The organism is Streptomyces sp. NPDC058620, from assembly GCF_042717135.1.
GTDB lineage: Bacteria > Actinomycetota > Actinomycetes > Streptomycetales > Streptomycetaceae > Streptomyces.
Genome location: NZ_JBHXQO010000002.1, coordinates 50,583 through 76,981, shown reverse-complemented (window position 1 = coordinate 76,981; position 26,399 = coordinate 50,583). Strand labels below are relative to the sequence as shown.

The window sequence follows — 26,399 nt, the reverse complement described above, 5'->3', positions numbered from 1 at the left end:
TCGTGCGCATCGTGGACTGTCCCTGACACACCCGTGGATGCGTGCGAACGGGCGTGGAGAGCAAGGAGATCGGGGAGAACGATCATGGGCGAGCCTCTCAAGACTTTCGTCGGCGGCACGGAGGTCGACGTGCCCAACAGCATCCCGGCCATCCGCACCGCCCTGCCCGAGGACAGACGCACGGACTTCGACCGTGCGATCAACGAGGCGGGTGTGGACGAGATCCACGCCGTCATGCGGCACTGGATGCTGGAGGCCGTCCCCGATCCGGAGGCCGAAGGCATCCTGGTCCGACTGGCGCAGGACGAGGCCGAGAGGCGGCAGATCTCTTGAGCCGCCACCGCAAGGACCGCGGCCGGCCGAGTGCCGGCGCGTTCCGCATCTCGTACGCGCCGCCGGCGGACGACACCCTCGCCAAGATGCGGGACGGCGATCCGTTCCGCGACGAGATGGCCCGCACCCTGGGCCGTGATCCGTACGGGCACGGGTCGTGCGCCGTCAAGAGCGAGCATGACCGTCGCGAGGCGACGGTCCTCGGCGCGATCGTCCTCTATTACGTCTCCGGGTCGGTCCTCACCGTCACCGTGGTGAGGCTCGTACCCCTGCCTTGACAGGCGTGACAACGCAGCAGTTGCCGCTACTGCCGCGGAACGCGGGCGCGCCCCGCCTGTTCGGCAGGGCGCGCCCGGTCCCGGCGGGTGGGGATCGGCGAAGGCGAAATCAGGCGAGCTTCGACGCCTGGGCCGCGACCACGGCCGCCGGCAGTTCGAGCGTGCCCTTGCCGCTGGCCGCCGCGAGGTTGAACGACGTGAACGTGGCGACCGTGCCGCCCTGGCGCAGCGCGACGAGTGTCAGCGGCATGCTTTGGCCGTCCTGCTCGGCCGCCAGCGTCCAGGCGAGGGCCTCCTCGCCGCCCGAGACCTTCTCCTCGGTGATCTTGGTGACCTTCTGGGTCTCTCCGCCCGTGGTGACGCTGAAGCCGCCGGCGCAGTCGGTCGCGGCCTTGCGGAGGGCGGCGATGTTGCCCTCGGCGGTCGCACTGTCGTACGAGGAGAGCGTCAGCAGCGTGGACGTCAGGTCGAAGGCCGACTCGAGGGTGTCCTCGACGTCCCCCTCGGTCACGTCGCCGCCGTCGACCTTGGGCTCGCTGATCACCTGGCGCTTGGTGGTCGCGGTCGGCTTGCCCTCCTCAGCGCCGTAGAACGCGCGGGCCAGGGGGGCGCACGCCTCCTTGTCGGAGGTGACGTCGGCGGCGGCGACCGAGTCCTCGGGGCCGGCCTTCGTGATCTTGTGAGCCTCGACGTCGCCCTGGGCCAGGGACGCCTTCTCCAGCTCGGCGGCGGTCAGCGCCTTGACGGCGGGCTTCCCGGCGGCGCCTTCCTTGGCGCCGTCCTTGCCCTCATCGCCCTTGCTGGGCTCGGAGCCGCCGCAGGCCGTGGCCAGCAGGGCCAGGGCCGCCACGGAAGTGGCGAGGGCGGTACGGCGTACAGCGGTGGCGCGCATGGTTCATCTCTCCGTCTCATGGAGCAACGCCCCTTGCCCGGTGCGGTAGTTGCACGCCACTCGGGGTGGGTCGTCGCAGTGCGTCACACTCTAGATTCGGACACCTGTCCGGTGATCGGCTTGACCAGCCACGGGATGGGATTGTGATTCGTCTGTGATCACTCTGTGAATGCGCCGGAGCCGAGGAACGGGTGTCAGTCGGCCGGGCGCTGGGTCAGGTGCGCGAACGCGTCCAGATTCCGGGTGGACTCGCCGCGCGACACCCGCCACGCGTACTCCTTGCGGATCGCGGTCGCGAAGCCGAGCTCCAGCAGGGTGTTGAACGATCCGTCGGCCGCTTCGAGGACCGTCCCGAGCAGCCGGTCGAGCTCGTCCGGGGTGACGACGGCCAGCGGGAGCTTGCCGGCCAGGTAGATGTCACCGAGGGGGTCGACCGCGTAACTCACGCCGAAGAGGCGGAGGTTGCGCTCCAGCAGCCACCGGTGCACGGCGGCGTCGTTCTCGTCGGGGTGACGGATGACGAAGGCGTTGATGGAGAGGGAGTGCTTGCCGACGAGCAGGGAGCACGTGGTGAAGAGCTTGCGCGTGCCGGGCAGCTTCACGACGTAGTTGCCGGGCTCCGGGCTCTCCCATTCGAGCTCCGCGTCGTTCAGCGTCGCCTCGATGACCTGCGCCGCCACTGCTGCTTCGTCGGGTACGTCAGCCATGGTGGGAGCGTACGTGACGGCGGTGCTCGTACATCGCTGCCGTGTACACATCGGATGTCGCCGACGCAGCCGTGTCCCAGCCGAACGACTGGGCGTGCGCGGCGGCCGCCGCCCCCATCCGGCCGACCAGCTCCGGCGTGTCCACGAACCGGCCCAGTGCCCCGGCGTACGCCTCCGGGTCGTGCCCGGGGATCAGGAATCCGCTGACCCCGTCCCGTACCGCCACCGGGAGACCGCCCACGGCCGCCGCGACGACCGGGGTGCCGGCCGCCTGGGCCTCTATGGCGACGAGGCCGAAGGACTCGCTGTACGAGGGCATGACCAGCACGGACGCGGCCCGGAACCAGTCGGCGAGCTGGTCCTGCCCGACCGGCGGGTGGAACCGCACGACGTCGGCGATGCCCAGCCGCGCGGCCAGCTTCTGCAGGCCCTCCGGCTTGGCGAGCCCGCTGCCGCTCGGCCCGCCGACGACGGGTACGACCATCCGGTGGCGGAGCGAGGGCTCGCGGTCCAGGAGCACGGCGACGGCCCGCAGCAGGATGTCGGGTGCCTTCAGCGGCTGGATACGGCCGGCGAAGAGCGGGACGAACGCGTCCTGGGGCAGTCCGAGGCGCGCGCGGGCCGCCGCACGGCCGTCCGCGGGGCGGAAGCGGTCCAGGTTCACGCCCGGGTGCACGACGGCCACGCTGCCGGCGTCCGCCTCGTAGAAGCGGACGAGCTCGTCCGCCTCCTCCGCCGTGTTCGCGATGAGCCGGTCGGAGGCGCGCACGATCTGGGTCTCGCCGATGACACGGGCGGCGGGCTCGGGGGTGTCGCCCTCGGCGAGCGCCGCGTTCTTGACCTTCGCCATGGTGTGCATCGCGTGGACCAGGGGGACGCCCCAGCGCTGCGCGGCCAGCCAGCCGACCTGGCCGGAGAGCCAGTAGTGGGAGTGGACGAGGTCGTAGTAGCCGGGGCGCTGACCGGCCCATGCCTGCATCACGCCGTGCGTGAAGGCGCAGAGCTGCGCGGGCAGCTCCTCCTTCGCCAGCCCCTCGTACGGGCCCGCGTCGACGTGCCGGACCAGGACGCCGGGCGACAGCTCCACCGTCGGGGGCAGGGCGCCGGTCGTGGCCCGGGTGAAGATCTCGACCTCGATGTTGATCGCGGCGAGGCGCTTGGCCAGCTCCACGATGTAGACGTTCATGCCGCCCGCGTCGCCCGTACCGGGCTGGTGCAGCGGAGACGTGTGCACGGACAGCATCGCGATCCGCCGCGGTCTGCGGTGCGTGCCGGGGAAGCCGCCGGGGAACCGGATACGCGGCGCCACGCAGCTGCCGCCGAGCCGAGAGACGTACTGGCTCACGTCGTCCGGTCCTCCTCGCTCAAGGCATGACTTCTCGGGGGCGCGCTGGTCCCTACGCAGATCCAGAACAGCGACATGCGGCAGTTCATTCCGCTTTACCGAACCATGACCATGCCGCGCGCCCGCGGGGCAGCCGAGGGGGCGGCGCGTGACGGTCCCTGGCAAGCCCCCCGCAGGCCGCCTGCGGGCCCCCGGGAGGACCGTCTTCCCCGTCCTCCGGCGTCGCATACGCTCGCTGTCATGCGCCAGCGCCCCATCGGCACCGCGACCCGCGGGACCACGAACCCGAACCGTCTGCGCCGTATGGACCGCTGGATCGCCGCGACCCACGGCCCCGCCCTGCGCCGCTCGGACTTCCCCGTCGCCGTCGACCTCGGCTACGGGGCGGCCCCCTGGACCGCCGTCGAACTGCTGGCACGGCTGCGCACCGCCGAACCGCGCACGGCGGTGGTCGGCATCGAGATCGACCCGGAGCGGGTGGCGGCGGCGAAGCCGTACGAACGGGAGGGGCTGACGTTCGTCCACGGCGGCTTCGAGATCCCCGTCCCGCCGGGTACCGCGCCGAGCGGCGGGGCGAGCGGCGGGGCGAGCGGCACGGCGGGGCAGGCCGCCGGGGGCGGCGCCGGGCGGCCTTCGCTGATCCGGGCGGCGAACGTCCTGCGGCAGTACGACGAGGGCGAGGTAGCCGCGGTGTGGCAGCGGCTCTGCGCGCGGCTGGCACCGGACGGGCTGCTCGTCGAGGGCACCTGCGACGAGATCGGGCGCCGGCACGTGTGGGTGGCGCTGGGCCCGGAGGGCCCGCGCACGGTCACGTTCGCGACCCGGCTGGGCTCGCTGGAGCGTCCGTCCGACCTCGCGGAACGCCTCCCCAAGGCGCTGATCCACCGCAATGTGCCGGGCGAGCCCGTCCATGCCTTCCTGCGGGATTTCGACCGGGCCTGGGCAGCGGCCTCCCCGTACGCCTCGCTGGGCGCCCGGCAGCGCTGGATCGCGACGGCGCGGGCGCTCTCCGGGGAGTGGCCGCTGACGGACGGGGAACGGCGGTGGCGCCAGGGTGAGATCACGGTGCGGTGGGACGCGCTGCGCCCCAGCGGTTCGTGAACGGGTGCCCGCGCGGGCGCCGTCGGGTACGGACGACACGCCCGTACCGGCAACTCCGGGAACACGGGCGGCTCACCGTTCGTCGACACGACGGGATGTCATTCGCCTGCCCGCCGGGGGCGGGCCGTGTGATGCGTCAGGTGGTGTCAGGTGGTGTCAGCCTCTGTTGCTTTACGGGGCTACATGGCACGATCGCGACGTTGCTGAAAAGTTACTGACGGTAAGTCAGAAATCCGTATTCGTACGGTCTGGCTTGTGTCGCTTTGTGCCCGGAGGGGGAGTCCGTGAACCGACGCCACTGTGCCGCTGCCGCGATCACACTGGTCTGCGCGCTGGCTGTACTGGCCGCGCCGGTCCAGGCGATGGCCGCACCACTGCCCGAGCCCGCCCCCACCGCTCCGGCGGCGGCGGGTAAGAGCCTCGAAGAGGTGCGGGAGGAGATCGACACCCTCTACCGCAAGGCGGGCGCGGCCACCGACGCGTACAACCTGGCCGAAGAGCAGACGGCCAAGCAGTCCGGCGAGATCGTCAAGCTCGCCAAGGCCGTCGTCGACGGCCAGGCGAGGATCGCCGAGCTCAAGAACACGGCGGGCGCCCAGGCCCGCGAGCAGTACCGCAACGGCGGGCTGCCGCCCGGTGCGCAGCTCGTCCTCAGCAGCGATCCGCAGCTCTTCCTGGACGGGGTGAACCAGGTCAGGCAGGGCCAGCAGGCGTCCAAGGGCGTCCTGGCCGAACTGACCCGCACCCAGGAGGACTTGGAGACGTACACCAAGGACGCGAGCATCAACTGGGAGAAGCTCGAAGCCAACCGCCTCCAGCAGGCCAAGGCCAAGAAGGAGATCAACTCCCGGATCGAGGCTGCGAAGAAGCTCGAATCGCAGCTGGCGAAGGAGGAGCGGGCGAGGCTGCTCCAGCTGGAGCAGCAGGCGGAGTACAAGGCGCAGACCGCCTGGCTCAGCTCGGGTGCGCTCAGGGACATCGACCGCGAGGCGAGTGCGAGCGGCAAGCAGGCCGTGGCGTTCGCGACCGCGCAGATAGGCAAGCCGTACGTGTGGGGGGCCGAGGGCCCCGGTTCGTACGACTGCTCGGGGCTGACCTCCCAGGCGTGGGCGTCGGCGAAGCGCCCGATCCCGCGTACGTCCCAGGAACAGTGGCGCCTGCTCCCGCGCATCGCCGTCGAGGACATGCGCCCCGGCGACCTGATCATCTACCACGCGGATGCCAGCCACGTCGGGATGTACGTCGGCGACGGCGCGATCGTCCACGCACCGCGCCCCGGGCGGAACGTCACGCTGGCGGGTGCGGGATCGATGGCGATCCTGGGAGTGGTCCGCCCGGACAAGTAGGCCCCGGACAAGCAGGCCCCGGACAAGCAGGGCCCGGACAAGCAGGGCGGCGGCGGGCCGTGCGGACGAGCCGTGGCCGGCGGCGGGGGAGCGCCTTCGCCGGGGTGCGTCTGCGCCGAGTAGCGCGCCTTCGCCGGGGTGGGCGCCCGTGCCCGGGTGGGTGCCCGTGCCCGGCGGCCCGTCCCTGACCGACGGACATCCGCGCCCCGGCCCGCCCACCGCTCCCCAGTCCCCCGCCCGTCCTCGCACACCGCGCACGACGCCCGCCGGACCGTGAGCCACGCCACCCCGCCCCGCCGCCCCGACGTGAGCCGGGCCACGCGGCGGCACGGGAGGCGGGTGATGTTTGTCATGGCCCGCATCCCCCTCCGAGGTGCGCGCATCTCGCCGGTTCCGTGACAGGAAGCGGCTTATGACTGCGCATATGACGGAGGCCGGGTGCCATGCGCCATTCCGCTCCCCTGCCACGGACCGCTATCGTCCCCGTCTGGCGGGTCGTCGATCGTCGTCCCGCCGCGCCCTCGGGGGGAGGGAAGGAAACCCGAACCGATGCCCGTACCCGAACCGCAGCACCGAGCCGTGCCCGCTGCGGACGCCACCTATGGCGCCGACCTCACCCTCCTGGTGATCGAGGCCGACCCCACGGGCACTTTCAGCGTCCCCGAGCTGCCGTCCGCGGCCGGGGCCCGGGTCCGCGTCCGTTCGGCCCGCAACCTCACCGAGGCGGGCCGGCTCCTCACCGACGACGTCGACTGCATCCTGCTGGACCTGGCCCTTCCCACCGGCTCCGAGACCCGGGCGGAAGCCCGTACCGACGCGCGCCCCGACGGGGACCACACCGGCGCGGAGGTGGACGGCCTCGCCACGCTCAAGCACGTGCTGCGGATCGCGCCCCGCCACGCCGTCCTCGCCCTCACGGCGGAGGACGACGCCGAGCTGGCCGCCGAGGCCGTACGGGTCGGCGCCCAGGACTATCTCTTCCGCGGCGAGCTCGACGGCAGGCTGCTGAGCCGTGCCATCCGGTACGCGGTGGAACGCAAGCGCGCCGACATCGCCCAGCACCAGCTGACCGAGTCCCGGCTGCGTGCCCAGGAGAACGCCCGGCTGGAACGCGGCCTGCTGCCCACGCCCCTCCTCCAGGGCTCGGACCTGAGCTTCGCCTCCCGTTACCGGCCCGGCCGCAGCCGCGCCCTGCTCGGCGGCGACTTCTACGACACGGTCCGCACCCCGGACGGCACGGTCCACGCGATGATCGGCGACGTCTGCGGCCACGGCCCGGACGAGGCCGCGCTCGGTGTCGAACTGCGCATCGCCTGGCGGGCGCTGACGCTGGCGGGCCTGTGCGGGGACGAGCTCCTCTCCACGCTCCAGCAGGTGCTGGAGCACGAGAGGGAGAGCGAGGAGATCTTCGCGACGCTCTGCACCGTCGACATCTCGCCCGACGGCCGCCGCGCCGGGCTCTGCCTGGCGGGCCACCCCGCACCGCTGATCGCCCGGCAGGGGCGTGCGGCGCACCTGCTGCCGTACGAGGACGGGGGCCCCGCCCTCGGTCTGCTGCCGCGTGCCCGCTGGCCGCGCCGGCAGGTCGAACTGGGCGGCTCCTGGAGCCTGATGATGTACACCGACGGGCTCATCGAGGGCCGCGTCGGACCCACCGGTACCCAGCGCCTCGGCCAGGACGGCATGGTCGCGATGATCAACCGTCAGCTGGAGCAGGGACTCGGCGGCGAGGAACTGCTGGAGGCCGCGGTCGCGCAGGTGCGGGAGCTGAACGGCGGCGAGCTCACCGACGACGTAGCGGTCCTGCTGCTGAACCGCGACGAGGACCTCATACGCCGACGGGGGCGGAGTCTCCCCCGCCCCCGCTCGGGCTCGTCAGCACCCGCGAGCGCTCAGCGCCCGCCGTTGTAGGGGCCGTACGGCCCGTCGCTGCTGGAGCCGCCGCGGCGTCCGCCGCCACCGCCCGAGATCTGCCGCACGGCGGGCCGCACGTCGACGATGTAGACGATCGTCGCGATCAGCCCGATGACCGGCAGGAACGACATGATCGGGAAGAGCCAGATCACGACGAACGCGATCGCAAGGATGATCAGCCAGAAGGGCTTGGTCTGCTTGTCGGCCGCGCGATACGCGTCTTCACGGCGGATCACCGCGTCCACCAGAGCGAAGCCGCTCAAAAGAATCAGTGCCAAGCTCAAGAGGGACATCAGTCCCGCGAAACCCTGCATCAACACAGTGCCCACCGCCTGTCGGACCGGCCATAACGTGGCCACGCTACCGGGAGAACGGACCGGACACCGCGAGGGTGCCCGGGCCGCGATCCCGTTCTTCGGTTCTCGGCCTCGCGCCGGCGAGCGTTCACCGGCGCATCGCTTGCGGCCCGGTCACTTACCGGCGGGCGGCGTGGTCTTCTTCGCCACCGGCTTGCGCGCGGGCGCCTTCTTGGCGGGCGCGGCCTTGGCATCCGCCTGCTTCGGTACGGGCTTCGCCGCAGGGGCCGCCTTCGGCTTCGGCTTCGGCTCGGCCTCGACGACGGCGGCGAGCTCGACGATCTCGTCGGCGGTCTCGCCGCGCCACGTCCTCACGGTCTGCTCGCCGCGCTCGGCGACCTTCTCGTACGTCTCACGGGCCTTGACCGCGTACTCGGCGGCCGCGCCCACGCTGCGCAGAGCCAGGTCCTGAGCGGTCCCGCCGAGCTTCTTCAGATCGGCGTCGAACGCCCCGATCACCTCGGTGACCTTCGCCTGGACGGTGGCCTGAGCCTCCTTGGCCTGCGCGGTCACCTTCTCCTGCACGGCCTTGGGGTCGCTGTTGCGTACGGCCTCGATGCGCTCGGGCGCGTCGGCCCGCAGCTGCTCGATCAGCGCCGGAACCTTGCGTGCCTGCTGGACGGCGAGGTCGGCCGTACCGGCGGCGAAGTAGAGGGGGGTCGGGTCGGTGAGGGTCTTACGCAGGTCATCGGTGATGGCCATGACTGTGGTCCTCCCGGATCATCAGAAGTCAGCTTGAGGGTGTGTGTGCATCACTGCCGCCGGCCGTGCGGGGGCCGCGGGCACCCACGTCGGTGCCGAAGTCCACTGTGTCGTCCCCGGCACCCGGATCCCCGTCACCGACGTGCCCAACGACACCTGTGTCGCGAACGCCGGCCTCGGGTTCGGCCTCGGTACCGGTCTTGGCCTCGGCCTCGATCTCGGCTTCGAAGCCGTTCTCCTTGCGGAACGAGTCGTAGATCTGGAGCAGCACGTTCTTCTGCCGCTCGTTGATGGACGGGTCGGCCAGAATGACCGCCCGCGTCTCCAGCTCGTCCCGCTCCCGCTCATCAAGAATCCCGGCCCGTACGTACAGCGTCTCGGCGGAGATCCGCAGGGCCTTGGCAACCTGCTGCAGCACCTCCGCGCTCGGCTTGCGCAGGCCGCGCTCGATCTGGCTGAGATACGGATTGGACACCCCGGCGGCATCGGCGAGCTGCCGCAGCGAGAGCTGCGCCGTGCGCCGCTGCTCACGGAGGTACTCACCGAGACTGCCGACGTTGAGTGATGCCATGCCTCGATACTGCAACACTCTTGCTAACTTTTGCAAGCGTCTGCTTGCAAAAGTGTTCCCACCTGGCCCAGGGGCACGGCGACACCCTCCTGATGGAGCTCTGCCTCCTCTGCGGGCACGGATTGGACGAGACCGAGGCGTCGGGTTCACCCCCGGCCGTGCAGTCCGCCTTCTACGTCACCTACTACTCGTGAACGGCGGCCGTACGCGCGTCTCCCCCGCACGGCGGAGGCGGAGGGGCCCGTAGGCCGACGTGCTGCGGCGTGGCCGCGACAAGCATGAACCGCATGATGAAAGTGAACGCGTTACCCGACGTGCCGCGCTGGGCCGCCCTGGCCGCCTACGCAGTGCCCCTGGTCACCCTGCCCTCGGGGCTGTGGCGGATCGCCCTGGTCGCCGGGCTTCCGGTGGCTGCTGAACCGGTCGCGAGCAGCGGCGAGGCGCTGTACATACTCTCGCTGACCGTCGTCTCCGAAGCCCTCGCCCTGCTCACCCTCGGCCTGGTGCAGGCGTGGGGCGAGACCGTGCCCCGCTGGATACCTCTGCTCGGCGGCCGCAGGGTGCGGCCGCTCGCGGCAGTGGTCCCTGCCCTGCTGGGCGCGGCCGCGCTGTTCGCTCTGTGCGGCTGGGTGGGGTACGTCCAGGGCACGAACCTGTCGACGGGCAGCATCACGGATACACCGGCGCAACAGGCGCTCCTCGTGCTCTGCTACCTCCCGCTCCTGGCCTGGGCACCCTTGGTGGCGACGTCGGCGATTGCCTATTACCGGCGCCGGACGGCATCCGCCCCGTGCCCCGCGGTGAGTTCCGCCCCGTCCGGCGGTCCTAGCTGACGTACCCCGTACACGGAACCCGAGGAGTGAGCCCCATGCGCATCGTGATCGCCGAGTTCATCAGCCTGGACGGCGTCGTGCAGGCCCCCTGCGGGGGCGTGAGGACGAGGACGGCGGGTTCGCGCACGGTGGGTGGACCCATCCGTTCCTCGACGAGGTCGTGGGCGGGGCCTTCGACGAGGGCTGACCCGCCCCTTGTCGCACAGGGCCAGGCCCGGGACCCCCTGGGGACCCGGGCCTGCCTGGGCGCGAGCTCGAAAAGCGCGCGAGCTCGAAAAGCGCGCGAAAGAGGCGCGCGAGGAAAAGCGCTCGAAGAGCGGAGCGCGCGCCGCCTACCCTCGGCCCATGTCCCCCGTGAAGACCGCGTACGTCTGTCTGCCGTGCAGGGCCTCGTACAAGCAGCCCTACGACGGGTCACGCGCCCGCGCCTGCCCCCGCTGCGCCGAGCCGCTGATCCACGTCGGTTCGGCCTTCGCCGCGCCCAAGCGCAGGGACATCGCGGCCTGGCGGACCCTCTCGGTCCTGCTGCACGCGGGCATTCGCTTCCACAAGAACTGCTGCGGCGGGCCGGGCTACCGGCCCCGCACACTCCGCGAGATCCGCGAGCGGATGGCGTACGCCGAGACCACCGGGGAGCCCTTCGCCCACGCCCTCGTACGGCGCGAGCTCCCCTGAGTACAAAGCGCCGCGGGGCGGGAGCGCCAGTCCATCTTCTACCGGACAATCCGTCACGGACCTAATTGTTACGCTGGTGAGCATGACCGCCATGACTCCCGCCCGCACGGAACCGGACCTCTCCTTCCTCCTCGACCACACCAGCCACGCCCTGCGCACCCGGATGTCGGCCGCCCTGGCCGAGATCGGGCTGACCTCCCGCATGCACTGCGTCCTGGCCCACGCCCTCGAAGAGGAGCGCACCCAGATCCAGCTCGCCGAGATCGGCGACATGGACAAGACCACGATGGTGGTGACCGTGGACGCCCTGGAGGCCGCCGGCCTTGCCGAGCGCCGCCCCTCGAGCCGCGACCGGCGCGCCCGGATCATCGCGGTCACCGACAAGGGTGCCCAGCTGGCCGTCCGCAGTCAGGCCATCGTCGACCGTGTGCACAAGGACGCGCTCGACACGCTCCCCGAGGGCGACCGGACAGCACTCCTCCGGGCCCTCAACCACCTGGCCGCCGAGCATCTGGCCACGCCGGTGGAGAGTCCCGGCCCCGTCAGGCGCGCCCGGCAGAGCAAGAAGTAGGCGGGCGCGCAGGCAGGAAGCAGACAGGAGCGGAAGCCGGAGGCGCTACGGCGAAAAGCAGGACCGCTAGAGATAGTCTGCAACAAAACCATCTGCTACGGTTTCTCATGTCGACCCAACCGACAGGAGACGACCGATGCCTGCCACCGCACCGTCCACACGCTCCACCCCGCCCACTCCTTCCCCCTCCCACTCCCCCGCGCCGACGCCGACAGCCGCGCCCACCCTCCGCACCCGCAGGCTCGCTCTCGGAGTGATCGCCACCGGGATGCTGATGATCGTGCTCGACGGCTCGATCGTGACCGTGGCGATGCCCGCCATCCAGAGCGACCTGGGATTCACCCCCGCCGGCCTCAGCTGGGTGGTCAACGCCTACCTGATCGCGTTCGGCAGCCTGCTGCTGCTCGCCGGACGGCTCGGCGACCTGATCGGCCGCAAGCGCATGTTCGTCGCCGGTACCGCGGTGTTCACCGCGGCCTCCCTGCTGGCCGGTGCCGCCGCCTCGCCCGCCGTCCTGATCGCCGCCCGCTTCCTCCAGGGCGTCGGCAGCGCGATGGCCTCCGCGGTCGGCCTCGGCATCCTCATCACCCTCTTCACCGACCCACGCGAACGCGCCAGGGCCATCGCCGTGTTCTCCTTCACCGGCGCGGCGGGCGCCTCCATCGGCCAGGTGCTCGGCGGCGTCCTCACCGACGCCCTCGACTGGCACTGGATCTTCCTCATCAACCTGCCGATCGGGCTCGCCGCCCTCGCGATCGCCGTGCGCGTCCTGCCCGCCGACCGCGGCCTCGGCCTGGCGGCGGGCGCCGATCTCCTCGGTGCGCTCCTCGTCACCTCCGGCCTGATGCTCGGCATCTACACGGTCGTCAAGGTCGAGGAGTACGGGTGGACTTCGGCCCCCACGATCGGCCTCGGAGCACTCGCGATCGCCCTGCTGGCCGCCTTCGTCGCCCGCCAGGCCACGGCCCGCACCCCGCTCATGCCCCTGCGGATCCTCCGGTCCCGCGCCGTCGCGGGAGCCAACCTGGTCCAGGCGCTCATGGTGGCCGCGCTGTTCTCGTTCCAGATCCTCGTGGCCCTCTACCTCCAGAACGTCCTCGGGTACGGCGCCGCCGAGACCGGCCTGGCCATGCTTCCGGCCGCCGCGGTCATCGGAGCCGTATCGCTGGGTGTCTCGGCCCGCCTGAACGCCCGGTTCGGTGAGCGCGGTGTCCTGCTGGCCGGGATCGTGCTGCTGGTCGGCGCGCTCGGGCTCCTCACCCGCCTTCCCGCGCAGGCGGACTACGTCACCGACCTGCTGCCCGTGCTGCTTCTCGCCGCAGGCTTCGGCCTCGCGCTCCCGGCCCTGACGACACTCGGCATGTCCGGTGCCGGGGACGAGGACGCCGGGCTCGCCTCGGGGTTCTTCAACACCACGCAGCAGATCGGGATGGCGCTCGGTGTCGCCGTGCTCTCCACCCTGGCGGCCACCCGCACCGACAGCGTCCTGGCGGCGGGCCACACCCGGGCCGAGGCCCTGACCAGCGGCTACCACCTGGCCTTCGGCGTCGGCACCGGGCTGCTCGTCACCGCCTTCGCCGTCGCGCTCCTCGTACTGCGCCGCCCCACGACCGACGCCTGACCCTCCCTCCACGAACGAAAGGGACCTCGCCATGAACGCGGCGAACACCACCGCCGAGCCGGCGCACACCGCCACCGACGCCGAGGCTGGCGAGAAGTCGTCGGGCGGTCCCGGGCCCCGCGTCCTCACCGGGCCCGAGTTGTCCCGGCTGCTGCGGGAGCAGCAGTTCGGCGTCCTCGCCAACGTCCGGAGCACGGGCCATCCCCACCTGTCGACCGTCCTCTACCACTGGGACGAGGAAGCCCGCGTCGTGCGCGTCTCCACCACCGACGAGCGGCTCAAGTCCCGTCTCGTACGCCGTAATTCGCGCGCGGCCCTGCACGTCCAGGGGCCCGACGTCTGGTCCTTCGCCGTGGCCGAGGGCGAGGCCGAGGTATCGGAGACGACCACCGAACCCGGTGACGCGATCGGACGTGAACTCCTCTCCCTGACCCCCGGTTTCGAGGACCCGGCGGACGAGGCGGCGTTCCTGGAGCAGCTGGTCGCGGAGCGCCGCGTGGTGATCCGCATCCGGGTGTCCCGCCTGTACGGAACGGCCCTGGACATCCCGTCGGCCGAGTGAGCCGAACGGGGCCCGTGCATACTCGACGACTCAGTCACGAAGCAGGAGGAGATCTTCGATGCCCGCGAAGTACGTGCTCTTCGACGTGGACGGCACCCTCGTCGACGCGCTCGCCAACCAGCGTCGCGTCTGGAGCACTTGGGCACTGCGGCACGGGCTCGACCCCGACGAGGTGTACCGGACCGCCCTGCGCACCCGCCCGCTGGAGACGTTCGCCGAGGTCGCGCCCGGCCTGGACCCCGCGGCCTGCCTGGCCCTGCTGCACGAGCTGGAGGACGAGGACGTCCTGACCGGCCACTACACGGCCTTCGAGGGCGCCGCCGACCTGCTGGCCGCTCTGCCCGCCGGGTCGTGGGCCCTGGTGACGTCCAACTACGAGCACCGGGTGCGCGGCCGGTTCTCCCGTACGGGGCTGCCGATGCCGGACGTGATCGTGGACGCGGCCTCGGTCGACGAGGGCAAGCCGTCGCCCGCGCCGTATCTGCTGGCGGCCGAGCGGCTGGGCGCCCGGCCCGAGGACTGCCTGGTCATCGAGGACGCCCCGTCCGGCGTACGGGCGGGGCTGCGGGCCGGGATGACCGTCTGGTCGGTGAACGCGCCCCGCGCCACGGCCGGCGCCCACCGCCACTTCACCGGCCTGCGCGAGGCGGCGCGCGACATCCTCGGCTTCGCGACAGGCGCGGGCTCTCCGGCCGGCCGCCCCTTCGACGCGGTGCTCTGCGACCTCGACAACGTGATCCGTTTCTACGACACGACGGAACTGGCCGCCCTGGAGCGGGTAGCGGGCCTCGCCGAGGGCACCACGATGGACATCGCCTACGCCCCCGAGGTGGACCTGCCGCTCCTCCTCGGCCGGATCACCACGGACGAGTGGGTCACGACCATCGCGTCCCGCCTCGCGGGCCGTCCGACCGGTCCCGCGACGCACGCCCCCGTCACCCCGGCCGAACCACACCTCCACGCACCCACCCCGCTGACCGAACCGCAGGCGTACGCGTTGGGGCACGCGCTCGCCCGGGCGCCGTTCCGGGCCGACGAGGCCGTGGTCGCGTTGTTGCGCCGGGTGCGGGACCGGCTGCCGCTGGTCCTGGTCACCAACGCGTCCGACCAACTGGAGGAGGACCTGGCCTCGTTGGGCATCGACGACCTGGCCGACCATGTGGTCAGCAGCGCCCGGGAGGGCGTCGCCAAACCGGACCCGGCCATCTATGTGACGGCGGCGGCCCGCGCGGGGGTGCCGGTGAAACGGTGCCTGTTCGTGGACGACCGGCGGGAGAACGTCGACGCGGCTGTCGCCCTGGGCATGACCGGGGTGCTCTACCGCGAACTCGCCGATCTGTACGCGCCGTTGAGCGCGGCGCTGGAGGGCGGTGGCCTGGAGGACGGCGGCCAGCAGGACGGCGGCCAGCAGGACGAGGCGGCATGACCGGCCACGTCCTGTCCGGAGGCATGGCCAACGCGGGTGCGGTCGTCCGTCGCGGGTCCGTCGTGGAACGCCCCGCCCAGCCGCACGCCGCCGCGATCCACACCCACCTCCGCGCGCTGGCCGCGCACGGCTTCGACGGTGTTCCGACCCCGATGGGCACGACCGCCGACGGCAGCCGCGAGCAGCTCTCCTACGTGCACGGGGACGTGCCGGTCCCGCCCCACCCGCCGTGGGCCTGGACGGATGACGCACTGCGTTCGGTGGGCGCCCTGCTGCGACAGATGCACCGGGCCGCCGCGTCCGCGCCCATCGACCGTGCGGTGCCCTGGCCGACGGAACTGGCCGACCCGGAGGGCCCGGAGGCGGCGGAGGGAGCGGAGGTGCCGCTGCTCTGCCACAACGACGTGTGTCTGGAGAACGTGGTCTTCCGTGACGGCCGCGCGTATGCCCTCATCGACTTCGACCAGGCCGCCCCCGGGCGCCCAGTGTGGGATGTCGCGATGACGGCGCGGTACTGGGTGACGACGTCCGGGCGCGAGGGCCTCGACCGGCCGCACCGGCTCTCGGTGCTGGCCGATGCCTACGGTCTGGGGCCGCGGGGCCGCGCCGCCCTGCCCGGCGTGATCGAACAGGCCACCGCCGTGTGCCGCGCTTTCGTCGCACGCCGGGTGGCCGGCGGTGACGCGGTCTACGTACGGGCGCTGGAGCAGGGTGGCGGCTGGGCGCGGTGGGACCGCCATCAGGACATGCTGGTCGCGCAGCGGGAAGCGTTCGCCGCGGCGCTGGCGGCCACGTGACCCGCAGCGCGACCCCCAGCTCTACTCCAGGCCCGACCTGAGCTGCACGAAGGCCAGCTCCGCGGCTTCCACCGCGCCCGGGTACACCTGCTCCGCGCTCTCCCCCGCGTCGATCCGCCGCCAGTTCTCCTCGGCCAGGATGCGCAGGACGGCCACGATCTGACCCGCGGCGAGCCGTGCCGTGACCCCGCCGCCGAGTGCGCGGGCGAGCGACGCCTCCGAGCGGCCCTGGTACGCGTACAGGCGGGCGACCAGCGCCGGGGTGCCGTACAGCAGACGGTGGAAGGCGAGGACGTGCGGGACGTCGCAGAGGCCGGTCACCGGGTCGCGGTCGGTCAGCCCGGTGAGGAAGTGGCGGTGCAGTGCGTCCAGCGGCGATTCGCCGTCCGCACGGCCCGCGACGGTCCGGGCTGCCTCGTCCTCGTGGTCGGCGAACCGGTGCAGCGCGAGGTCTTCCTTGGCCGGGAAGTACCGGAACAGCGTCGGTTTGGAGATGTCGGCGGCGGCCGCCACCTCCGCCACCGAGACCTTGTCGAAGCCCCGCTCCAGGAACATCGCGATCGCCGCGTCGGAGACCGCCTGGTAGGTCAGTTGCTTCTTGCGCTCACGCAGACTGACCGGCGCGTGCGCCGCCGCCCCGGACCTGGACTTCTCTCCGCTCATGACTGCTTAGCCTACGCCCTTGACCTCAAGTGCACTTGACGTCCCAGGGTGGTTCCCACGGCTCCGGAACGACCGGTCGCCGGCACGGGAGAGGCGTGATCCGTATGCGTGTGGCACTGGCGGAGGAGTTCGGCGGCCCGGAGGTTCTGGTCGCGGCGGAGCGGCCGGACCCGGTCGCGGCACCGGGAGAGGTACTGATCGACGTGGCGTACGTCGACACGATCTTCGTGGAGACCCAGATCCGCTCCGGCGGCTTCAGCGAGGTGTTCCCGGTCCAGGTGCCGTACGTCCCCGGCGGCGGCGTCGCCGGGACGGTGCGTACCGCCGGTGAGGGCGTGGACGCCTCCTGGGCCGGGCGCCGGGTGATCGCCTCGCTGGGCTTCTCCGGCGGCTACGCGGAGCGGGCCACGGTCCCCGCCGAGCTGCTCGTGCCCGTACCGGACGCGCTCGGGCTGCGTGAGGCGGCGGCGCTCGTCCACGACGGTGTGACGGCCCTGGCCCTGATGGAATCGACGGCCCCGAAGCCGGGTGAACGGGTCCTGGTCCTCGGCGCCTCGGGCGGCATGGGAACCCTGCTCGTCCAGCTGGCGCACGCGGCCGGCGCGCATGTGGTCGCGGTGGCACGCGGTGAGCGGAAGACCGCTCTGGTACGGGAGTTGGGCGCCGACACGGTGATCGACGGGGCGGCGGCGGACTGGGTGGAGCGGACCCGCGCGGCCCTCGCCGATGCGGGCGGCCCGGCCGATGTGGTGCTGGACGGCGTCGGCGGGCAGGTGGGCCTTGCGGCCGTGCCGCTGGTGGCGGACGGTGGACGGTTCTCCGCGCACGGGGCGCCGACCGGTGGGTTCACACCCGTGGACCCGGAGGAGGCGGCGCGGCGCTCGATCACCCTGCTCGGCATCGGGGACGTACAGCTGTCGGACGCGGAGCACGTACGGCTGGCCGGCCTGGCGCTCGCGGAGGCCGCCGCCGGGCGGCTGCGACCGGTGATCGGCGAGGTGTTCCCGCTGGAACGGGCGGCGGGGGCGCACGCGGCGATAGAGGCGCGCAGCCTGCTCGGCAAGGCACTGCTCGCCACCGGAACCGGCTGAACGATGGCACCACCCGGGCCGGGCCCCGCCGCGCCTCGACGCGGCGGGGCGGGGCGCGGCGGGGCACGGCGGGGCACGGCGGGGCGGGGCACGGCGGGCGCGGCCCGGCGCCCGTCAGGCCCCGTCGTCAGTCCGCCGCCGCTGGAGGAGCACGTCGATGCCGTCCAGGAGCCGGTCCAGGCCGAAGGTGAAGTCGTAGTCCGGTTCGTCGGGCTCGTTCAGCACACCGGACTCCATCAGCCGTGAGAGCGCCGGATGCCGTACGGGGTCGACGAGCCGGTTCAGGGTGTGTTCCCACGCGGCCATCACGTCCTGCGCGGGGACGCCACGCGCCTCGACGGCAGCGGCGAGATCGCTCATCAGCAGTGCCTCGTTCCGCACGAAACCGGAGATGAGGAGGATGACGGAGATCTTGTCGCCCTCGTGGAGGCCGCTGCCGTCCAGCGCCTGGAGCCCCTGCTCCCACCAGGCGACCGAGTGGGGACTCGCGGGCGGACCCGCGATCGGGATGCGGAGCATCCAGAGGTTGCGGTGGAACACCTCGCGCTGCGACCGGGCCCACTGGCTGATCGCCTCGCGCCAGCCCGCCCCCGTCTCCAGGGCGGGCAGCGGCGGGGGCGGGCCCATGGCGGCCTCCTGCATCAGGACGTAGAGCTCGTCCTTGGCGGAGACGTACCGGTAGAGCGCCATGGTCGACGCCCCCAGTTCCTTGGCGACCCTGCCCATCGAGACGGCCGCCAGCCCCTCCGTCGCCGCGACCGCCATGGCGGCGGCCACGATGCGGTCCAGGGCCAGCCCCGGCTTCGGCCCCTTGACCGGGCGCGCGCGCAGTCCCCAGGCGGCCTCGATGCTGGCCGGCAGACCCGTATCGCCCGGCGTGCCGTTCTTCTCAACCACCTGGACCCCACCTTCTCTTGACCTCCATCCTAGGTATGCGTAATGCTTACGCAATAGTGCGTATGCCATACGCAGAAGGAGAAGGTCATGAGCGACACGCAGGCGCCGCCCGGCACGATCGAGGCGCACGGCCTCACCAAGTCCTACGGGAAGCCCGCGGTCCGGGTCCTTGACGGCATCGATCTCCACGTCGGCCCTGCCACCGTGTTCGCCCTGCTCGGGCCCAACGGGGCGGGCAAGACCACGGCCGTACGCATCCTCGCCACGCTCACCGAGGCCGACTCCGGCACCGCCCGCGTCGCCGGGTACGACATCGCCACCGAGCGCGGCAAGGTCCGCCGGGCGATCAGCCTGACCGGCCAGTTCGCCGCCGTGGACGAGACCCAGACCGGCGAGGAGAACCTGCGCATGATGGCCCGCCTGACCGGCCTCTCCCGCGCCGACGCCCGGCGCCGCGCGGACGAACTCCTCGTCCGCTTCGGCCTCACCGACGCGGCCCGCCGCCTCGTCCGCACCCACTCCGGAGGCATGCGACGCCGCCTCGACCTGGCGGCGGGGCTCGTCGGCTCACCCGAACCCGGTGTGTTCTTCCTCGACGAACCGACCACCGGCCTCGACCCGCGCAGCCGCCAAGAGCTCTGGCAGGTGGTCCGCGACCTCGCCGACCAGGGCGCCGCCATCCTGCTCACCACGCAGTACCTGGAGGAGGCCGACCGGCTCGCCGACCGCATCGCCGTGCTCGACAAGGGCCGGATCGCCGCCGAAGGCACCCCCGCCACCCTCAAGTCCCGTGTCTCGGGCCACCGGCTCGACCTCGTGCTCACCGACGGCGCGGCCTACCTGCGACTGGCCGGCCGCGCCGTCCACCACTCCCCCGAGACCCTCACTCTGGGCCTCCCCACCGACGGCACGGCGGCCCACGTCCGGGCGCTGCTCGACGAGATCGATCCCACCAGGACCGACGTCGCACGCTTCAGCGTGCACGGCGCGAGCCTCGACGACGTCTTCCTCGCCCTCACCACGGAGGTACCGGCCCATGTCTGACGCACCGGGCGTCCTCGCCCACGCCACGGTCATGACGGGCCGCAGCCTGCGCATCAGCCGCCGCAACATCGACGCCGTCATCACCTCGATGATGCTGCCGATCATGCTGATGCTGATCTTCGTCTACTTCTTCGGCGGCGCGATCGAGACGGGGACGGCGTACGACTCGTACGTCACGTACGTCGTCCCGGGCGTCCTGCTCCTCTGCGCCGGCTTCGGCTCCGCGACCACGGCGGTGGCCGTCAGCGAGGACATGAAGGGCGGCATCATCGACCGCTTCCGCTCCCTCGACATCGGCGGCACGGCGATCCTGGCGGGTCACGTGGCGGCGAGCACCGTACGCAACCTCGTCTCCACGGCCCTCGTCTTCGGCGTCGCCCTCCTGATCGGCTTCCGCCCGGCCGCCACCCCGGCCGGCTGGCTCACGGTGACCGCCGTCCTGCTGGCCTACATCGTGGCCCTGTCGTGGATCTCCGCGGCGTTCGGCCTGCTCGCCCGCACTCCGGAGGCGGCGGGCGGCTTCACGTTCTTCATGTCGTTCCTGCCGTACCCGAGCAGCGCGTTCGTCCCGATCGACTCGATGCCCGCCTGGCTGCACGCCTTCGCCGACCACCAGCCGATCACGCCGGCCATCGAATCGCTCCGCGCCCTCCTCCTGGGTCAGCCCGCGGGAAACACCCCGTGGATCGCGCTGACCTGGGCGGCGGCGATCCTGCTGGTGGCGGTGGGACTGTCGGGGGTCCTGTTCAGGGTCCGGACGCGGTAGCGGCTGCCCCTGAGCGCCCTCAGAACATGTCCGGGCACCACGCCCGGCGGCCCGTCCGGAACGCCGCGTCCGCCGTCGCCGCCGCACCCGCCCGGTTCTCCTCGATCCGGCCGAGGTCCACCAGCCGGAGTACCGATTCGTCGCCCAGGTACAGCGTCCCCAACTCACGTACGTCCAGGGTCAGATCGGCGCTCTCCGTCGTCGGTACGCAGGAAGCCCCGGCCGGGGAGGCGTCCAGGCGGAAGCGGCCGGCGGTGAGGCCCGCCCCGTCCTGGACGTCCAGGACCAGGGTGGCTTCGGTCGCGTAGGTACGGGCCTCCAGCGCACGGGCGACGTCCAGGACCCGCAGCCACAGCCAGTCGGCCTGCGTCACGATGCGCGCGGCCCGGGGGTCCGGGAGGAAGAGGGGAAGGAGATCGTCGGGGGCGCGGAAGCCCGAGCGGACCGTCGTGATCCAGTCGATCGAGCAGACGAACTCCCACAACGCCCGTTCGGCCGCCGGGGTCGCCGCGGTCAGGGTCTTCACCGTCGCCTTGTTCAGCGGCTGCTTCGCGTCACCCCAGTGGTCGTCGGCCCGGTACACGGCCAGCCCGTCGACCTCGCCGTCCGCCGAGCGGTAGACCGCGTAGAACGGGTCCGTCCACCTGTCGGCCGCCGTCACGCCGACGCCCGTGCTGAGTTCCCACCAGCGCTCGTCGCGGCTGATCACGCCGGGGACGCGTGCCGCCGGCCGGCTGTGGAGTGCGGGGCCGATCCTGCGTACCTCCGCGCCGTCCACCAGGTCGATCCGGCCGCCGTCCGCCGCCGGGGGGACCGGCCGGCGCGGGTCCAGGCCGGCACGCGTGACGTCGATCTCCCACTCCGTCGTCCACGTCGCCGGGCCGAAGCCGTACCGCCCGTAGATCGGGTACTCCGCCGCGATCAGCGAGGCGACCACGTCGCCGCGCTCCTTCGCCGCCGACAGATCCGCCGCCATCATCCGGCCGAGCAGTCCCCGGCGGCGATGCGTGGGCGTCACCGTCACCGCGCTGATCGCGTCGGCCCGCACGGTCGCGCCGCCGACGACGGTCAGCTCCTGGGCGAACGACCGGAAGGTCGCCACACACCGCTCACCGTCGAAGACGCCGCGCACACGGCTCAGATCGGTATGGGCCAGACGCCCCTTGATCTCGTCGTCCGCCGGCGCCGCCGCGCGGAGGAATCCGGTTCCCACGGCCCGCAGCCACTCGGGGTAGCCGGACTCGGAAACGGTGCGGAGATCGAGGCTCATGGGCCCACGCTAGCCACAGCCCCGCCGGGATGTCGCGTGCATTACGGTCCGGCAGGGACCCCTGGCGGAACCACCTCCCGGACACCGGCCGACAGCCACCTCACAGCCGCCCCACGGCCGTCCGAGGTCAGAACGCCGCGCGGATCCCGCCCACTTCGGCGGCGCCGCCCAGCAGCGGCGCCCGGCCGATCCGGGAGACCACCGGAGCGTCGATGCCCAGCAGTTCCAGCGAACGGGCCAGCACCGGACCCAGGGCCCGCGTCGCACCGTCGTCGATCTTGAAGGTCAGGGCCCTGCCGTCCGCGAGGGCCACCGCCTGGACCGCCTCCGCACCCATCTTGGAGAGCGTGCCCGGCACCTCCCGCATCAGCCAGGTGTCGGGGCGGCGCGTCCCCGCGACGTACTCCGGGTGGGCACGCATCGCATCCGCGACCCGGCGCTCCGCCGTGCCCGGCTCGGCGAGGACGAAGGACCGGAACGCGCGCGCCAGGCCCACCAGACCGATCGCCATCAGCGGGGCCCCGCAGCCGTCCGTACCGACCGAGGCGACCGGCTCGCCCGCCGCCTCCTCGACCACCTGGTGCACCAGCCGCTGGAGCGGGTGCGCCGGGTCGAGATAGCTCGCCGTGTCCCAGCCGTTCTGTACGCAGACCGCGAGCATCGCCGTGTGCTTGCCTGAACAGTTCATCGTGAGGCGCTCCCGGACCTGCCCGGATGCCAGGTACGACTCGGCCTCGACCGCGTCCAGCGGCAGATCCGGCGGGGTCTGGAGATCGTCGGGGGTCAGTCCGTGCTCGGCGAGCATCTTGCGTACGAGATCGAGGTGGAAGCCCTCTCCCGAGTGGCTCGCCGCGGCCAGCGCCAGCCGCTCCCCGCCGAGGTCCAGCCCGGCCCGCAGGATCGCGGCGGCCTGCATCGGCTTGTTGGAGGAGCGCGGGAAGACGGGCGCCGCCGGGTCCCCCAGCGCGTACTCCACACTGCCGTCGGCCGCCAGTACGACCAGCGACCCCCGGTGGAGGCCCTCGACGAAACCGGACCGTACGACCTCGGCCAGGACGGGCCGGGCGGAGGCTATGGCGGGCGAGGGGGCGGCGCTGGAGGTCATGGTGGCCTTCCGGGGACGGGCGGTGACCCACCCCCGGAAGGATTGCCTCAGGCGAGCAGGTCGTCTACTTGTGCTTCCCCGTCACGGTACCTGCGCGCGATCTCCGCGCTGCAATCGTCGGCGGTGCGCTGGAGGCGGTGACGGCGCCGGGAGACCTGCTGCTCGTAGCGGACGAGCCGCCCCATGGCGCTGTGCAGCTCGTCGTCCGTCCGGGCGTCGAGGTCGGACAGTTCCACGTCGGCGAGCGTCTCCGCGGCCAGTTGGCGGTACTCGTCGCTGCGCGGCGTGGTGAGGGTGACGTGCCGGGCGGAGGTCCGGTGCAGGGACGGGGTGTCGGCGAGGATCTCCGAGAGCCGGTCGACGACCGGGGTCTCCGGGTCCCGGCGGCGGGCCAGCTCGGCCTTGAGGATGTCGATACGGCCCTGGACCAGCCTCCGTACGTAACTGAGGTCGGCCTCGTCGCGCTGCGCGTCCTTGCGGAGCGTGCGCAGCTCCGGCAGGCGCAGGCCGCGGAACTCGGGCTGGGCGCGCACAGCGGACAGTGCCTCCCCAGCACCGGCCACGACGGGCTGGCCGGGCACGGCGGACGCTTCGGGTACGACGGACTGTCCGGGTACGGACACGTGTCCGGGCGCGGGCAGGATCGCGGCCGCCGGGCCCAGCCCATGGACCGCGCCCTGCTGTCCCGGCCCCTGTGGGACACCGGTCCGCTGTACGGGTGGCCGCATGATGCCGGTACGGGTCGTCGGTACGGCACCGGGTGCTTGCCCGGCTCCATATGTACTCATGCTGTTCCGTCCCCTCGACCGGTGCGTCGGCACACCGGCACGTGCATGGTGCCACCCCACATGCTTCCCACGCAGGTGCTCTGTACCCGTTCAGCCCAAGATAGGTTGGTCTGTATGCGTGCAGTGGTGCAGAGAGTGGACGGCGCGTCCGTCACCGTGGCCGGCGCCACGGACGGCCCGTCGGGGACCGGAGTGGTCGGCGAGATCGTCGGCGAGGGCCTGTGTGTGCTGGTGGGGGTCACCCATGGGGACACACCGGAGAAGGCGGCACAACTCGCCCGGAAGCTGTGGAGCGTACGCGTCCTGGAGGGCGAGAAGTCCTGCTCCGATGTGAATGCGCCGCTTTTGGTCATCTCGCAGTTCACCCTCTACGGGGACGCGAGGAAGGGCCGCAGGCCCACCTGGAACGCCGCCGCACCAGGAGAGATCGCCGAGCCCCTGGTCGACGAGGTGGTGGCGCAGCTGCGGGCACTCGGCGCGCACGTGGAGACGGGCCGGTTCGGAGCGGACATGCGTGTCTCGCTCACGAACCACGGCCCGTTCACGGTGCTGATCGAGGTGTAGCAGCGGCGGTGGACACCGGCGCGTAGGAGAACTACGGCTCGACGACCGTCTCCTGGGCCGCCGCCGTGTCCCCCGCCATCAGTTCGGCGTCCACGGCCACGTTCCGCTTCACCAGGGCCAGCGCGATGGGGCCCAGTTCGTGGTGGCGGGCCGACGTCGTGATGAAGCCCAGCTGACGGCCCTCGGGACCGTCCGCCGCCAGCCGTACCGGCGTTCCGTGACCCGGCAGCAGCACCTCGCTGCCGTCCAGGTGCAGGAAGACCAGCCTGCGTGGCGGCTTCCCCAGGTTGTGGACGCGCGCGACGGTCTCCTGGCCGCGGTAGCAGCCCTTCTGGAGGTGGACGGCGGTGCCGATCCAGCCCAGCTCGTGCGGGATGGTGCGGTGGTCGGTCTCGAAGCCGACCCGCGGGCGGTGCGACTCGATGCGCAGCGCCTCGTACGCGAGGATTCCGGCCGCCGGGCCGTGCGCGGCGGCGTACGCCTCCAGGTCGGCGCGGGGCAGGAAGAGGTCCCGGCCGTGCGGCGTCTCCCGTACGGCCACGCCCTCGGGGGCCTCGGCGATGGAACCGGCCGGCAGGTGCACGACGCCGAAGCTGCCGGTGCGGTCGGCGACCTCGACCCGGTAGAAGAACTTCATCGACTCCAGATAGGCGATGAGCTCGCCCTGCGTGTCCGGCTCGACGTGCATCCACACGGTGTCGCCGTCGTCGACGAGGTAGAGGGCGTGCTCGATGTGCCCGTTCGCGGAGAGGATCAGCGCCTCGGTGGCCTGGCCGGGCGCGAGTCCGCTGACGTGCTGGGTCAGCAGCAGGTGCAGCCAGGCCAGCCGGTCGTCGCCGGTGACCGTGACGATTCCGCGGTGGGACAGGTCCACGAGGCCGGTGCCGCCGGCGAGGGCGCGTTGTTCGCGGAACAGGTCACCGTAGTGCCCGGCGACACCTTCGTCGCGCCCTTCGGCGGGGACGGCGCCGGGCAGGGACAGCAAGGGGCTCTTCATGCGCCCAGCCTACGGCCCGGGGGCAACCGGCCGCCGGGGCCCTCGGTCGCCTCAGTCCCCGGACGGGACCGGCTCGCCGCCGGCCTTCGCCGCGCAGTCCGCGCAGCGGCCGAAGATCGCGAAGTGCTTCATGTCCGTCTCGAAGCCGAACGTGGCCCGGAGCTTGGCGGTGAAGTCGTCGACCACGCCGACGTCGGCCTCGATGACGTTCGCACAGTCCCGGCAGACCAGGTGGATGTGGTGGTGGCGGTCCGCCAGGTGGTACGTGGGAGCGCCGTGGCCCAGATGGGCGTGGCTGACCAGACCGAGTTCCTCGAGGAGCTCCAGGGTCCGGTAGACGGTGGAGATGTTCACACCGGACGCGGTCCTGCGCACCTCGGAGAGGATGTCGTCGGGCGTCGCGTGCTCCAGCGCGTCGACCGCCTCCAGGACAAGCTGACGCTGCGGCGTCAGCCGGTAGCCACGCTGCCGAAGATCTGTCTTCCAGTCGGTGCTCACCACAGGCCCAGTGTAGGTGTCGGTGAGCACCGGCCCCAGGTGCTGCGCCTACTTGAAGAAGGCGATGCCGTCGTCCGGCATGTCACCGAGGCTCTTCGCCATCTCGGCGACCTCCTCCGGCGTGACGACCTTCTTCAGGTGCGCCGACATGTAGGGGCGCAGCTCGACGTCGGGGGTGGCCTTCTCGCCGACCCACATCAGGTCGCTGTTCACATAGCCGTAGAGCCGCTTGCCACCGCTGTACGGGCCGGAGGCCGCGGTACGGGCCACCGCGTCGGTGACCAGGTCGATCTGCGGCTTCTTGTCGGCGAGCTCGCCGTACCAGATCTCGACGATGCCCTGGTCACGGACCATGACGGCCTCGACCTTGCGGTCCTTGTCGACACGCCAGTAGCCGGACTCGCTCTCCAGCGGGCGGACCTTGTTGCCCTGGTCGTCGAGCACCCAGGAGTGCGAGACGTACTCGAGGAAGTCCCGGCCGTCGTGCGTGAAGGAGACTTCCTGGCCGAAGTTGCACTTCTCGGCGCCGGGGAAGTCGGACACGCCCGCGCCCGTCCAGTTACCGAGGAGGAAGACCAGCGGGACCAGGTCCGGATGGAGGTCGGACGGAATCTCGATCATGAGCGGCTCAGACCATCTGTGAGGGAGAGGCGGAGTTCGGCGAGGGTCAGCGCTGGCCCTGGTAG

At 72.0% G+C, this 26,399-nt stretch carries 31 protein-coding genes and 2 pseudogenes; 19 read left to right on the top strand and 14 right to left on the bottom strand.

What is annotated here, in order from left to right; all coding sequences use genetic code 11:
* The first annotated feature begins 84 nt into the window (after nt 1-84).
* Nucleotides 85-333 (top strand): hypothetical protein, encoded by a 249-nt coding sequence (locus ACFWSK_RS02715; RefSeq protein ID WP_383780999.1) that lies wholly within the window; start codon nt 85-87, stop codon nt 331-333.
* A gap of 86 nt (nt 334-419) precedes the next feature.
* Nucleotides 420-611, top strand: a complete 192-nt coding sequence (locus tag ACFWSK_RS02710) for a hypothetical protein (protein WP_382737363.1) — start codon at nt 420-422, stop codon at nt 609-611.
* 109 nt (nt 612-720) lie between these two features.
* Here ACFWSK_RS02710 and ACFWSK_RS02705 read toward each other — a convergent pair whose 3' ends face one another.
* The 3 genes from ACFWSK_RS02705 to mshA form a co-directional block, all read right to left on the bottom strand.
* Entirely contained in the window at nt 721-1,503 is a 783-nt protein-coding gene (locus ACFWSK_RS02705) for a hypothetical protein (RefSeq protein WP_383780996.1), read from the bottom strand.
* 194 nt (nt 1,504-1,697) lie between these two features.
* A complete protein-coding gene (locus tag ACFWSK_RS02700) occupies nt 1,698-2,210 on the bottom strand; it encodes a YbjN domain-containing protein (protein WP_383780994.1) in 513 nt (170 codons plus the stop codon).
* A complete protein-coding gene (gene mshA, locus ACFWSK_RS02695) occupies nt 2,203-3,555 on the bottom strand; it encodes a D-inositol-3-phosphate glycosyltransferase (protein WP_383780992.1) in 1,353 nt (450 codons plus the stop codon). The genes ACFWSK_RS02700 and mshA overlap by 8 nt, the downstream gene beginning before the upstream one ends.
* Before the next feature lie 240 nt (nt 3,556-3,795).
* On the opposite strand from mshA, the gene ACFWSK_RS02690 reads away from it, so the two are divergent.
* The 3 genes from ACFWSK_RS02690 to ACFWSK_RS02680 all read left to right on the top strand — a co-directional run bounded on the left by ACFWSK_RS02690 (nt 3,796) and on the right by ACFWSK_RS02680 (nt 7,913).
* Complete coding sequence (locus ACFWSK_RS02690; RefSeq protein ID WP_383780990.1) at nt 3,796-4,656, top strand: class I SAM-dependent methyltransferase; 861 nt, start codon at nt 3,796-3,798, stop codon at nt 4,654-4,656.
* A 284-nt stretch (nt 4,657-4,940) separates the two neighbouring features.
* Nucleotides 4,941-6,002 carry a C40 family peptidase gene (locus ACFWSK_RS02685; protein WP_383780987.1) on the top strand — a complete coding sequence of 354 codons (1,062 nt, stop codon included), beginning with the start codon at nt 4,941-4,943 and terminating at the stop codon, nt 6,000-6,002.
* 549 nt (nt 6,003-6,551) lie between these two features.
* On the top strand, nt 6,552-7,913 hold the full coding sequence (locus ACFWSK_RS02680; protein WP_383780984.1) for a PP2C family protein-serine/threonine phosphatase: 1,362 nt from the start codon (nt 6,552-6,554) through the stop codon (nt 7,911-7,913).
* Here ACFWSK_RS02680 and ACFWSK_RS02675 read toward each other — a convergent pair.
* The 3 genes from ACFWSK_RS02675 to ACFWSK_RS02665 form a co-directional block, all read right to left on the bottom strand.
* Entirely contained in the window at nt 7,895-8,209 is a 315-nt protein-coding gene (locus tag ACFWSK_RS02675) for a DUF2516 family protein (protein WP_383780982.1), read from the bottom strand. The genes ACFWSK_RS02680 and ACFWSK_RS02675 overlap by 19 nt on opposite strands.
* Before the next feature lie 177 nt (nt 8,210-8,386).
* Entirely contained in the window at nt 8,387-8,974 is a 588-nt protein-coding gene (locus ACFWSK_RS02670; protein ID WP_383780980.1) for a hypothetical protein, read from the bottom strand.
* Nucleotides 8,975-9,002: 28 nt separating this feature from the next.
* Nucleotides 9,003-9,545, bottom strand: a complete 543-nt coding sequence (locus ACFWSK_RS02665) for a helix-turn-helix domain-containing protein (protein WP_383780977.1) — start codon at nt 9,543-9,545, stop codon at nt 9,003-9,005.
* 44 nt (nt 9,546-9,589) lie between these two features.
* Between ACFWSK_RS02665 and ACFWSK_RS02660 the strand changes: the two genes are divergently transcribed.
* The 10 genes and pseudogenes from ACFWSK_RS02660 (at nt 9,590) to ACFWSK_RS02615 (ending at nt 16,030) form a co-directional block, all read left to right on the top strand.
* Nucleotides 9,590-9,739, top strand: coding sequence for a hypothetical protein (locus ACFWSK_RS02660; protein WP_383780974.1), 150 nt, complete (start codon nt 9,590-9,592; stop codon nt 9,737-9,739).
* 93 nt (nt 9,740-9,832) lie between these two features.
* Complete coding sequence (locus ACFWSK_RS02655) at nt 9,833-10,378, top strand: hypothetical protein (RefSeq protein WP_383780971.1); 546 nt, start codon at nt 9,833-9,835, stop codon at nt 10,376-10,378.
* Between the two features lie 35 nt (nt 10,379-10,413).
* Nucleotides 10,414-10,562, top strand: a pseudogene (locus ACFWSK_RS02650) (dihydrofolate reductase); the annotation flags it as partial.
* A 161-nt stretch (nt 10,563-10,723) separates the two neighbouring features.
* Nucleotides 10,724-11,053, top strand: a complete 330-nt coding sequence (locus ACFWSK_RS02645; protein ID WP_383780968.1) for a deoxyxylulose-5-phosphate synthase — start codon at nt 10,724-10,726, stop codon at nt 11,051-11,053.
* Nucleotides 11,054-11,135: 82 nt separating this feature from the next.
* Nucleotides 11,136-11,624: a MarR family winged helix-turn-helix transcriptional regulator gene (locus ACFWSK_RS02640; RefSeq protein ID WP_383780965.1), complete on the top strand. Its 489-nt coding sequence runs from the start codon at nt 11,136-11,138 to the stop codon at nt 11,622-11,624.
* Between the two features lie 136 nt (nt 11,625-11,760).
* Nucleotides 11,761-13,245 (top strand): MFS transporter, encoded by a 1,485-nt coding sequence (locus tag ACFWSK_RS02635; protein WP_383780963.1) that lies wholly within the window; start codon nt 11,761-11,763, stop codon nt 13,243-13,245.
* A gap of 31 nt (nt 13,246-13,276) precedes the next feature.
* Nucleotides 13,277-13,807 carry a TIGR03618 family F420-dependent PPOX class oxidoreductase gene (locus ACFWSK_RS02630; protein WP_383780961.1) on the top strand — a complete coding sequence of 177 codons (531 nt, stop codon included), beginning with the start codon at nt 13,277-13,279 and terminating at the stop codon, nt 13,805-13,807.
* 58 nt (nt 13,808-13,865) lie between these two features.
* Nucleotides 13,866-14,489, top strand: a pseudogene (locus tag ACFWSK_RS02625) (HAD family hydrolase); the annotation flags it as partial.
* 30 nt (nt 14,490-14,519) lie between these two features.
* A complete protein-coding gene (locus ACFWSK_RS02620) occupies nt 14,520-15,233 on the top strand; it encodes an HAD family hydrolase (protein WP_383781883.1) in 714 nt (237 codons plus the stop codon).
* Nucleotides 15,230-16,030, top strand: coding sequence for a phosphotransferase enzyme family protein (locus ACFWSK_RS02615; RefSeq protein ID WP_383780959.1), 801 nt, complete (start codon nt 15,230-15,232; stop codon nt 16,028-16,030). The genes ACFWSK_RS02620 and ACFWSK_RS02615 overlap by 4 nt, the downstream gene beginning before the upstream one ends.
* Nucleotides 16,031-16,051: 21 nt before the next feature.
* Here the strand turns inward: ACFWSK_RS02615 and ACFWSK_RS02610 are convergent, their stop codons facing one another.
* On the bottom strand, nt 16,052-16,693 hold the full coding sequence (locus tag ACFWSK_RS02610) for a TetR family transcriptional regulator (RefSeq protein ID WP_383780957.1): 642 nt from the start codon (nt 16,691-16,693) through the stop codon (nt 16,052-16,054).
* A gap of 104 nt (nt 16,694-16,797) precedes the next feature.
* On the opposite strand from ACFWSK_RS02610, the gene ACFWSK_RS02605 reads away from it, so the two are divergent.
* On the top strand, nt 16,798-17,784 hold the full coding sequence (locus tag ACFWSK_RS02605) for a zinc-binding dehydrogenase (protein WP_383780954.1): 987 nt from the start codon (nt 16,798-16,800) through the stop codon (nt 17,782-17,784).
* Nucleotides 17,785-17,898: 114 nt separating this feature from the next.
* Here ACFWSK_RS02605 and ACFWSK_RS02600 read toward each other — a convergent pair whose 3' ends face one another.
* Nucleotides 17,899-18,681: a TetR/AcrR family transcriptional regulator C-terminal domain-containing protein gene (locus ACFWSK_RS02600; RefSeq protein WP_383780952.1), complete on the bottom strand. Its 783-nt coding sequence runs from the start codon at nt 18,679-18,681 to the stop codon at nt 17,899-17,901.
* 87 nt (nt 18,682-18,768) lie between these two features.
* Here ACFWSK_RS02600 and ACFWSK_RS02595 point away from each other — a divergent pair, with 87 nt between their 5' ends.
* Together ACFWSK_RS02595 and ACFWSK_RS02590 are read left to right on the top strand one after the other, a co-directional pair.
* The gene (locus ACFWSK_RS02595) at nt 18,769-19,725 is read left to right on the top strand and encodes an ATP-binding cassette domain-containing protein (protein ID WP_383780949.1); all 957 of its coding nucleotides are present in this window, start codon (nt 18,769-18,771) and stop codon (nt 19,723-19,725) included.
* On the top strand, nt 19,718-20,491 hold the full coding sequence (locus ACFWSK_RS02590) for an ABC transporter permease (protein WP_383780946.1): 774 nt from the start codon (nt 19,718-19,720) through the stop codon (nt 20,489-20,491). Before ACFWSK_RS02595 ends, ACFWSK_RS02590 begins: the two co-directional genes overlap by 8 nt.
* A gap of 19 nt (nt 20,492-20,510) precedes the next feature.
* On the opposite strand, the gene ACFWSK_RS02585 is transcribed toward ACFWSK_RS02590, so the two are convergent.
* From ACFWSK_RS02585 to ACFWSK_RS02575, 3 genes are all read right to left on the bottom strand, one after another.
* Complete coding sequence (locus ACFWSK_RS02585; protein WP_383780943.1) at nt 20,511-21,761, bottom strand: GNAT family N-acetyltransferase; 1,251 nt, start codon at nt 21,759-21,761, stop codon at nt 20,511-20,513.
* Nucleotides 21,762-21,888: 127 nt separating this feature from the next.
* Nucleotides 21,889-22,866: an asparaginase gene (locus ACFWSK_RS02580; protein WP_383780941.1), complete on the bottom strand. Its 978-nt coding sequence runs from the start codon at nt 22,864-22,866 to the stop codon at nt 21,889-21,891.
* 47 nt (nt 22,867-22,913) lie between these two features.
* Nucleotides 22,914-23,654 carry an ABC transporter substrate-binding protein gene (locus ACFWSK_RS02575; protein ID WP_383780938.1) on the bottom strand — a complete coding sequence of 247 codons (741 nt, stop codon included), beginning with the start codon at nt 23,652-23,654 and terminating at the stop codon, nt 22,914-22,916.
* A gap of 114 nt (nt 23,655-23,768) precedes the next feature.
* Between ACFWSK_RS02575 and dtd the strand changes: the two genes are divergently transcribed.
* Complete coding sequence (dtd, locus tag ACFWSK_RS02570; protein WP_383780936.1) at nt 23,769-24,218, top strand: D-aminoacyl-tRNA deacylase; 450 nt, start codon at nt 23,769-23,771, stop codon at nt 24,216-24,218.
* A 31-nt stretch (nt 24,219-24,249) separates the two neighbouring features.
* On the opposite strand, the gene ACFWSK_RS02565 is transcribed toward dtd, so the two are convergent.
* Genes ACFWSK_RS02565 through ACFWSK_RS02555 form a run of 3 tightly spaced genes read right to left on the bottom strand, consistent with a single transcriptional unit; the run spans nt 24,250 to nt 26,334 of the window.
* Nucleotides 24,250-25,215 (bottom strand): YgfZ/GcvT domain-containing protein, encoded by a 966-nt coding sequence (locus ACFWSK_RS02565; protein WP_383780934.1) that lies wholly within the window; start codon nt 25,213-25,215, stop codon nt 24,250-24,252.
* Between the two features lie 51 nt (nt 25,216-25,266).
* Complete coding sequence (locus ACFWSK_RS02560; RefSeq protein ID WP_383780931.1) at nt 25,267-25,716, bottom strand: Fur family transcriptional regulator; 450 nt, start codon at nt 25,714-25,716, stop codon at nt 25,267-25,269.
* 45 nt (nt 25,717-25,761) lie between these two features.
* Entirely contained in the window at nt 25,762-26,334 is a 573-nt protein-coding gene (locus ACFWSK_RS02555; protein ID WP_383780929.1) for an FABP family protein, read from the bottom strand.
* Between the last annotated feature and the right edge of the window lie 65 nt (nt 26,335-26,399).

Coding starts and splice junctions, on each gene's coding strand:
- ACFWSK_RS02705 (WP_383780996.1), bottom strand. CDS start 1,503: ATGCGCGCCACCGCTGTACGCCGTACCGCCCTCGCCACTTCCGTGGCG.
- ACFWSK_RS02675 (WP_383780982.1), bottom strand. CDS start 8,209: ATGTCCCTCTTGAGCTTGGCACTGATTCTTTTGAGCGGCTTCGCTCTG.
- ACFWSK_RS02680 (WP_383780984.1), top strand. CDS start 6,552: ATGCCCGTACCCGAACCGCAGCACCGAGCCGTGCCCGCTGCGGACGCC.
- ACFWSK_RS02635 (WP_383780963.1), top strand. CDS start 11,761: ATGCCTGCCACCGCACCGTCCACACGCTCCACCCCGCCCACTCCTTCC.
- ACFWSK_RS02575 (WP_383780938.1), bottom strand. CDS start 23,654: ATGAGTACATATGGAGCCGGGCAAGCACCCGGTGCCGTACCGACGACC.
- ACFWSK_RS02665 (WP_383780977.1), bottom strand. CDS start 9,545: ATGGCATCACTCAACGTCGGCAGTCTCGGTGAGTACCTCCGTGAGCAG.
- ACFWSK_RS02690 (WP_383780990.1), top strand. CDS start 3,796: ATGCGCCAGCGCCCCATCGGCACCGCGACCCGCGGGACCACGAACCCG.
- ACFWSK_RS02715 (WP_383780999.1), top strand. CDS start 85: ATGGGCGAGCCTCTCAAGACTTTCGTCGGCGGCACGGAGGTCGACGTG.
- ACFWSK_RS02645 (WP_383780968.1), top strand. CDS start 10,724: ATGTCCCCCGTGAAGACCGCGTACGTCTGTCTGCCGTGCAGGGCCTCG.
- dtd (WP_383780936.1), top strand. CDS start 23,769: ATGCGTGCAGTGGTGCAGAGAGTGGACGGCGCGTCCGTCACCGTGGCC.
- ACFWSK_RS02700 (WP_383780994.1), bottom strand. CDS start 2,210: ATGGCTGACGTACCCGACGAAGCAGCAGTGGCGGCGCAGGTCATCGAG.
- ACFWSK_RS02580 (WP_383780941.1), bottom strand. CDS start 22,866: ATGACCTCCAGCGCCGCCCCCTCGCCCGCCATAGCCTCCGCCCGGCCC.
- ACFWSK_RS02585 (WP_383780943.1), bottom strand. CDS start 21,761: ATGAGCCTCGATCTCCGCACCGTTTCCGAGTCCGGCTACCCCGAGTGG.
- ACFWSK_RS02595 (WP_383780949.1), top strand. CDS start 18,769: ATGAGCGACACGCAGGCGCCGCCCGGCACGATCGAGGCGCACGGCCTC.
- ACFWSK_RS02610 (WP_383780957.1), bottom strand. CDS start 16,693: ATGAGCGGAGAGAAGTCCAGGTCCGGGGCGGCGGCGCACGCGCCGGTC.
- ACFWSK_RS02630 (WP_383780961.1), top strand. CDS start 13,277: ATGAACGCGGCGAACACCACCGCCGAGCCGGCGCACACCGCCACCGAC.
- ACFWSK_RS02655 (WP_383780971.1), top strand. CDS start 9,833: ATGATGAAAGTGAACGCGTTACCCGACGTGCCGCGCTGGGCCGCCCTG.
- ACFWSK_RS02555 (WP_383780929.1), bottom strand. CDS start 26,334: ATGATCGAGATTCCGTCCGACCTCCATCCGGACCTGGTCCCGCTGGTC.
- ACFWSK_RS02565 (WP_383780934.1), bottom strand. CDS start 25,215: ATGAAGAGCCCCTTGCTGTCCCTGCCCGGCGCCGTCCCCGCCGAAGGG.
- ACFWSK_RS02640 (WP_383780965.1), top strand. CDS start 11,136: ATGACCGCCATGACTCCCGCCCGCACGGAACCGGACCTCTCCTTCCTC.
- ACFWSK_RS02710 (WP_382737363.1), top strand. CDS start 420: ATGCGGGACGGCGATCCGTTCCGCGACGAGATGGCCCGCACCCTGGGC.
- ACFWSK_RS02590 (WP_383780946.1), top strand. CDS start 19,718: ATGTCTGACGCACCGGGCGTCCTCGCCCACGCCACGGTCATGACGGGC.
- ACFWSK_RS02615 (WP_383780959.1), top strand. CDS start 15,230: ATGACCGGCCACGTCCTGTCCGGAGGCATGGCCAACGCGGGTGCGGTC.
- ACFWSK_RS02605 (WP_383780954.1), top strand. CDS start 16,798: ATGCGTGTGGCACTGGCGGAGGAGTTCGGCGGCCCGGAGGTTCTGGTC.
- ACFWSK_RS02670 (WP_383780980.1), bottom strand. CDS start 8,974: ATGGCCATCACCGATGACCTGCGTAAGACCCTCACCGACCCGACCCCC.